General features: G+C 72.1%; 5 protein-coding genes. 1 reads left to right on the forward strand and 4 read right to left on the reverse strand.

Annotated elements, in window-relative coordinates:
* The 4 genes from VGO20_RS13540 to VGO20_RS13555 form a co-directional block, all read right to left on the reverse strand.
* A partial coding sequence (locus VGO20_RS13540; protein ID WP_327502887.1) for a LamG-like jellyroll fold domain-containing protein occupies positions 1-666 on the reverse strand: 666 nt, incomplete at its 3' end.
* A 950-nt stretch (positions 667-1,616) separates the two neighbouring features.
* Positions 1,617-3,293, reverse strand: a complete 1,677-nt coding sequence (locus tag VGO20_RS13545; protein WP_327502888.1) for a UDP-N-acetylmuramoyl-tripeptide--D-alanyl-D-alanine ligase — start codon at positions 3,291-3,293, stop codon at positions 1,617-1,619.
* The gene (locus tag VGO20_RS13550; RefSeq protein ID WP_327502889.1) at positions 3,290-4,141 is read right to left on the reverse strand and encodes an alpha/beta fold hydrolase; all 852 of its coding nucleotides are present in this window, start codon (positions 4,139-4,141) and stop codon (positions 3,290-3,292) included. The genes VGO20_RS13545 and VGO20_RS13550 overlap by 4 nt, the downstream gene beginning before the upstream one ends.
* Positions 4,131-4,979 (reverse strand): M15 family metallopeptidase, encoded by an 849-nt coding sequence (locus VGO20_RS13555; RefSeq protein ID WP_327502890.1) that lies wholly within the window; start codon positions 4,977-4,979, stop codon positions 4,131-4,133. The genes VGO20_RS13550 and VGO20_RS13555 overlap by 11 nt, the downstream gene beginning before the upstream one ends.
* A 183-nt stretch (positions 4,980-5,162) precedes the next feature.
* On the opposite strand from VGO20_RS13555, the gene VGO20_RS13560 reads away from it, so the two are divergent.
* Positions 5,163-6,383 carry a D-alanine--D-alanine ligase gene (locus tag VGO20_RS13560; RefSeq protein ID WP_327502891.1) on the forward strand — a complete coding sequence of 407 codons (1,221 nt, stop codon included), beginning with the start codon at positions 5,163-5,165 and terminating at the stop codon, positions 6,381-6,383.
* Positions 6,384-6,659: the final 276 nt, after the last annotated feature.

Consider the following 6,659-nt stretch of genomic DNA (forward strand, 5'->3'; position numbering starts at 1 on the left):
CGCCGGGTCGTCCAGGCGCGCCGCGAAGTCGCGGACCAGGGCGTCCTCGTCGCGCTTCCAGATCCGGACCCGGTCGATCAGGCCGTCGAAGGCGTACTGGCTCGCCAGCGTCCAGTTGCCGATGACCACGCCCGCCGCGCCTACAGGGGCGAGGCCCGAGCGGTAGTCGCTGCGCACGGCGACGAGTTCGTCGTCGACGAAGAGCCTGCACCGGGTGATCCCGTCATGGTGCAGGACGATCTTGCACCACCTGTCGGTGGGAACGGTGCGTACCGCGCCGCCCGGACCGTGCAGCCTGGACGACACCGCGTTCCAGGCCGGAGCGGGGGCGCCGTCGACGGTCGAGAACACGCTTGCGACCAGCGTGTCGTCGCCGTCCACATAGAAGGCGAAGCTGCCGTCGCCCTCGACGACGTTCCTCCGGCCGGCCGAGGGGCGCAGGAGGACGACCGCCTCGACCGCGAGGGCATCAAGCCTGTGCCAGGCGGGCCGGGGCGCGATCCGGACGGCCGCATCGGCATTGGTGAAATCGAGCGCGCCGGAACCCGGCGACCGGCCGTCGGAATGGTGGAGGAGGTCGACGACGCGGCCGTGATGGCCGTAGGTAGAGGCGTCGACCGCCGGCGGCGCATGGATGAAGTCCTGGTCGAGAATGAGCTTGAGCACGTACCGGCCCTCCCACCCGTTCGACCAAGGCTAGCATTCGGACCGCACCCGCACGAGGCGGCCGCTCGCGGAGCGACGCCACCTCGACCATTGGCCGCGGTCCCCCTTTCGGGAGTGCCGCACGCCGGGTCGCGGAGCCTCCAAGGCCGCAGGCATCGTCAGGTCGCGCAGCCAGCGGCCGAACGGGTTCGACGGGGCCTTGCCGCCGGCGTTCCGGCGCGACCAGGCGACGATCCTCTCGACCCGGTCCCGCCGCGCTCCAGCCCGTCCAGCGCCTCCCTCACCGAGTGATAGGCCAGGACCGACGGTCCGCTTCCGCCCGGCACGGCGAGGTTCGTCATGAACTGCTGGGCGGTGGACCGTTCCAGCACGCTGACCTTGCGGTCCTGCAGGTCCCCGGTCCCGTAGTTCCGTGCCGACTCGATGCCCGAGGACAGCGAAGCCCTGACGAGGCCGATGTAGCCGCCGACCGGCTGTCCGGGCGGCGCCTGGCGCGGCGGGCGAGCCTCGGCCTGACGGAGGTGACGCGCAACGTGCCGACCTTCGTCTTCCTGTTCTATCTCGCCTTCGCGATCCCGGTGGAGTTCGAGCTGGGCGGCACGGTCTACCCGTTCCCGTCCTGACTGAAGGCGTCCCTCGCCCTCTCCATCGCGGTCGTCGGCTTCGTGTCCGACAACCTGTCGGCGGCGCTGCCGTTCCTGCCGAGCTGGACCGCCTACCTGCTCGTCACCATCAGGCCTCCAGCACCGCCTCGGTTATCGCCGCCGTCGGCCGGACGGAGCTGATGGTCTGGATCCATCTCTACGCGATCGCCTGGTTCTTCCTGTTCCGCGTGCCGCTCAGCCTGCTGACGGACCGCATCAAGGTCGGCATGCGCCGCCGGCTCGCGGCCGGCGTGCCGCCGATCCTGAAGCCTGCCCGCCGGGCCGCGGGCCCGGCGGCGTCCGCGCTCACAGCCGGACGCGCCGCTCGTAGAGGTCGGGCAGGTCGTTCTCGATCAGCACCACGTCGTCGCGCGCCGCGTTGGCGTCCAGCCAGCGCTTGGCCTCCGCGAAGCTGGGGAAGCGGTGCAGGGCGCGGCCCTCGCGGCTGCCTTGCCCGAACCCGTCCAGGAAGCTCGGGATGCGCTCCGGGCCGATCACCAGCGCCAGGTCGACGACGTCGCCCGCCAGCTTGCCGATGCGCAGGTGCTCGGCCTCGTGGCGGGCGCCGAGCTCGACCATCCCCGGCGTGACGAGCACGCGCCGGCCGCCGCTGGCCGCGCCGAGGCGGTCGAGCAGGGCGAGCGCCGAGGCGAAGCCCACGGGATTGGAGTTGTAGGCGTCGTCGATCAGGGTCGGGCGTCCCTCGGCCCGGATCACCTGGAGCCGGTGCTGGACCTGCGGCGTCGAGCGCAGGGCGGCGGCGATGCTCTCCGCCGGCACGCCGAGCCGGCGTGCCAGCACGAAGGCGACCGCGACGTTGGCGCAGTGGTGCAGGCCGTAGAGGGGGGCGGCGAGGCGGTGGCTCTCGCCGCCGTGGCGCAGCGTCAGGGCGATGCCCTCGACCGTCTGCTCGGCGTCCGCGATCACGTAGGCGTCCGCGCCCGGCTCGGCGAGGCCGGCATCCGTGGCGACCAGGGTGAAGCTGCCCGGCGCCCCGGCGACGCGCGGGCCGTGGAAGCGCCGCTCGACCTGGTCGGCGTTGACGACGACGTGCCCGCCGCGCGCCAGCGCCGCGGTCGCGATCTCGAACTTGGCGTCGGCGACCGTCTCCAGGGAGCGGAACCGCTCGTAATGGGCGTCGCCGACGGCGGTGATCGCGGCCAGGTCGGGCGGGGCGAGGTCGCAGAGCCGCGCGATCGAGCCGGGGCCGTAGGCGCCCATCTCGGCGATGAAGAAGCGGTGCTGGGGCTTCAGCTGCTCGCGCACGATGCGCGCGATGCCGAGCGGGGTGTTGACGCTGCCCGGCGTCGCCAGCGTCGGCGCCACCGTGCTCAGCACATGGGCCAGGATCTGCTTGGTCGAGGTCTTCCCGTAGGAGCCGGTGATCGCGACCACGGTCGGCCGCAGTCGGGCCAGCGCGTCGCGCGCCTCGCGCAGGAAGCGCTCGTTGACGCGGCGCTCATGGGGGGCGAGCAGCCGGTTGGCGGCCGTCAGCAGCAGCGGCTGGACCTGGACCAGGACGATCCCCACCAGGGTCGCGGCGACCACGGCGACGGCACCACCCGGCGACCAGGCCGCCAGGACCACGGCGACGACGGCGGCGGCCACGATGCCGAGCGCCCAGGCCAGGCCCAGGATGCGGCGCGCGCGCAGCGTCAGCGCCAGCGGCTTCTTGCCGGTCTTGCGGGGATCGGCTTCGGCCGCGCCGAGGCCCGCGAGCGCCGCCGCGGCGGCCAGCAGCAGGGCCGCTAGCGCCCAGCCGCCGGCGAGCGCGCCGAGGACGAGGGCTGCGACGCCCGCGGCGGCCAGCGCCAGGCTCGCGCGGCGGTCGAAGGCGCGGCGGTCGCCCAGCCAGGCGGCGAAGCGCCGGTTGTCGTATTCCTCCTGCTGGAAGATGTGCAGGAAGGTCAGCAGCCTGCGGAGCGAGAAGAACCCGTAGGCGGCGAAGGCAGCCGCCGCGGCCGCGATGATGAGGATCGTCATGTCCGGGTCCCGGTCGCCGGTCCGCGGGCGGGGAGATGGCGTTCCAGGAACTGCTGCATGCGCATGTGAACCTGGTGCCGGCCCGAGGACAGGATCGTGTAGTGGTCGAAATTGGGCAGGATCGCCAGCTCGGCGCCGGGGATCAGCTCGGCGTAGCGGCGGCCGAACTCCGGCGGCGTCTGGTCGTCCCGCTCGCCGTAGACGAGGAGGACCGGCGCGCGGACCGACGGCGCGATCGTCGCCAGGTCCTCCGTCACCGTGCGGACCAGCACGGGGCGCAGGACGCCGGCGCGGCGGTAGTCCTCGCTGCCGAGCCGGTCGCGCATCCCCGCCGCGAAGCCGGTTCCGGCCACCGCGTCCAGGCGGGTGGCCGCGCGCAGCAGCAGGCGGGTCGCATGGGCCTTGAGGCGCCGGGGCAGCGGCCGATGCCGCTTCAGGCCGGCGCCGGCGACCAGGACGATCGCGTCGGCGAGGCCGGGATGGCGTGCCGCGACGCGCAGCGCGACGCGCCCGCCGAAGGAATGGCCGACCAGCACGACGCGCCGCGACGCCTCGCCCCGGAGCTGCCGGAGCCACTGCGCCAGCAGGTCGCCGTACTGCTCGGTCCCCCAGTCGGACGGCGGCGGCGGCGCCTCGCCGAAGCCCGGCATGTCCAGGAGGTGGTTGGTCGCGGCAGCCTCGAACGACCGCGCGAGCGACGCCATCGACGCGCGCGGCTGGCCCCAGCCGTGGAGCCAGACGAGGTGGAGCCGGTCGTCGCCCGAGGCGGGGCGGTGCGTCTCGGCGACCAGGGTGCCGCCCCCGGCCTCGAAGCGGACGGCGGCGGCAGGCGTCGGGTCAGCCGGCATCGGTCGCATGGCCATATACCGCGGCGACCGCCCGGCCTTCCTCGTGGGAGCGCAGCTTCGCCCAGAGCTGGGTCCCGAGGTCGTAGTGCCACCACTCATAGGCGTAGTTGGTGAAGCCCTCGGCGCGCATCGCGTGGTAGAGCAGGCGGCGGTTGCGCAACGCCGCCTCGCCGCTGGCCGCCAGCGCGGACGGGTTCTCGCGCGCCAGCGTCTCGAAATAGTCGGTCGCACTGACCGGCGAGCCGTCGTCGAAGACCGTGCCCATGAACAGCCAGTCGCCCGAGCCGCGCCGGCGCAGGGTCAGGTCGACGGCCCCACCGGTGGAATGGACCGGCCAGGTGCGCCAGTCCTCCGGGTCGAACTGGCGCGGGTCCGAGACGAAGGTGCGGGTGAAGGAGACCAGCTCCTCCTCCCCGGCATCGGGCATCAGCGCGCGGGCATGGTCCATGAAGTGGTCCCACAGCGCGCTCTGGACGCCGACGTCGCGGTGGACGTCGAGCACGAACAGCTCGACGCCATAGGGGGCCAGGCTGCGGTCGACCGCAGCCAGCGCGCGCGCCACGCCTTCGCGGCACAGGATGCGCCGGTCGCTCTTGAGCGCGCGCCGGTACGGCTCGTTCCAGCCGTCGTCGCGGGCATAGTAGCTCTCTCCTGCGAGGCCGAAGCCGGCGATGTCGACGAGGGGCTCGCGCGAGCGCGGGTCGTCGAAGTCGAACGGGGTCCGGCGGTAGTCGCTGGAATAGAGGGAGGGATCGATCGCGGGGATCGGGCGGGCGCGGAGGTCGTCGCTCGGAAGCATCTTCGTGTCGCTCGGGGCGCCGGAGGCGGGCGGGCGCATGATATTCGCCCGGCTCGGGGTGTTGCAAGCACGCCCGGGCCGCCGCCGCTCCGGTCCGATCTATGTCGCAAGATTTGCCTGCGACTTCCTTCGCCGTTCGTGGCACCCTCGCCGTTCTCACCGGCCGGCCGGAAGGGGCGGGGGTGTTTCGGGTGGCGATGCGCGTCGGAGGGCGTTGGCGCAATGAGTGGAAGAATGGTCGTGGCGGTGGTGTTCGGCGGTCCGTCGACCGAGCACGACGTCAGCGTCCTGACGGGGCTGCAGATCCTGGACGCGATCGACTCGTCACGGTACGACACGCTGCCGGTCTACGTGACCCTGGAGGGGCACTGGTACGTCGGCGACGCGTTGCGCAACCGCAAGAACTACATTCCCGACGAAGCGGTCCGCCGGACGCTGGACCGGGTGTTCCTGCCGATCGGCGGCACGCCCGAGGAGGCGGCCGACGGCCGCTGGCGCCTGGTGTCGAGCGCTCCGCGCTCGCTCCTCGGGCGCAAGTCCAGGACCTATCCCTTCGACCTCGTCGTCCCGGCGTTCCACGGGACCTTCGGCGAGGACGGCTCGTTCCAGGGGCTGCTGAACGCGGCCGGCGTGCCCTATGTCGGCTGCGACGTGCTGCCGGCGGCGCTGGCGATGAACAAGGCGGTCGCGAAGGCGGTGATCCGTTCCGTCGGCGTGCCCGTGGTGCCGGCGGTGGCGGTGCCGCGGCCGGCCGGCTCCGGCTTCGCCAGCCTCGCGGAGCTGGCGGCGCGCGTCGACATTCCGTTCCCGGTCTGCGTCAAGCCGTGCAACCTCGGCAGCAGCGTCGGCGTGTCCCAGGCGGGCGACCGGACGGAGCTGGAGGCGGCGCTGTCGACCGTGTTCAAGTTCGACACGGCGGCGCTGGTGGAGACCTTCGTGCGGAACCTCGTCGAGTACAACGTCTCCGTGACGAGGGCGTTCGGCGAGACGCGCGTCTCGGCGATCGAGCGCCCGATCCGCAAGGAGAAGCTCCTGGACTTCCGCGACAAGTATCTCTCCGGCGGGGATGCGGATTCCAAGATCGCGATCCCCTTTTCCGAGGGGATGGCCTCGGCGACGCGCGTCATCAACCCGCCCGAGCTGACGCCCGACCAGCAGGAGCGGATCCGGAACTGGGCCATGCGGGCGTTCGAGGCGCTGGATGCCCGCGGCACCGCCCGGATCGACTTCCTGTCCGACGCCGAGACGGGGGAGATCTGGCTGAACGAGGTGAACACGCTGCCCGGCTCGTTCGGCTATTACCTGTGGGAGAACGCGGACCCGCCGGTCAGCTTCACGGCGCTGCTGAACGCGCTGATGGACGAGGCGGTCGAAACCGCCCGCCAGCGGTCTCGGGTCGTCGACCCCGTCCAGGCCAATGCGAGCGTCTTCAAGCGGGCCTGAGCGGGGCAGGGGCGGGGTCGGGGCGGGGTGAGGGACGGGCGCGGTGCGTCGTCCCCGGACGGGCCTCACAAAACGCTTTACAAGGTAGCCCGGAAGCCCATATAAAGCCGGCCCACCCGGGACCCACGAAGTTCGGATCAAAGATCGAGAGGCTTAGGCCAGTATCGGTTTTCGAATTTCCAAGTAGTCTCGGTACGGTCTTCGTGTATTCGCAATCCATCAGCGAAGTCACGGCGGAAAAAAATGACGGTTCGGTGTTGACAGCGGATCGTCGGG

The sequence above is a fragment of the Arenibaculum sp. genome (assembly GCF_035998295.1).
Lineage (GTDB): Bacteria > Pseudomonadota > Alphaproteobacteria > Azospirillales > Azospirillaceae > DASYHS01.

What these genes read in the sequence shown, in the direction of transcription:
- VGO20_RS13550 (WP_327502889.1), bottom strand. Translation starts at nt 4,141, where the DNA reads ATGCCGGCTGACCCGACGCCTGCCGCCGCCGTCCGCTTCGAGGCCGGG.
- VGO20_RS13560 (WP_327502891.1), top strand. Translation starts at nt 5,163, where the DNA reads ATGAGTGGAAGAATGGTCGTGGCGGTGGTGTTCGGCGGTCCGTCGACC.
- VGO20_RS13545 (WP_327502888.1), bottom strand. Translation starts at nt 3,293, where the DNA reads ATGACGATCCTCATCATCGCGGCCGCGGCGGCTGCCTTCGCCGCCTAC.
- VGO20_RS13555 (WP_327502890.1), bottom strand. Translation starts at nt 4,979, where the DNA reads ATGCGCCCGCCCGCCTCCGGCGCCCCGAGCGACACGAAGATGCTTCCG.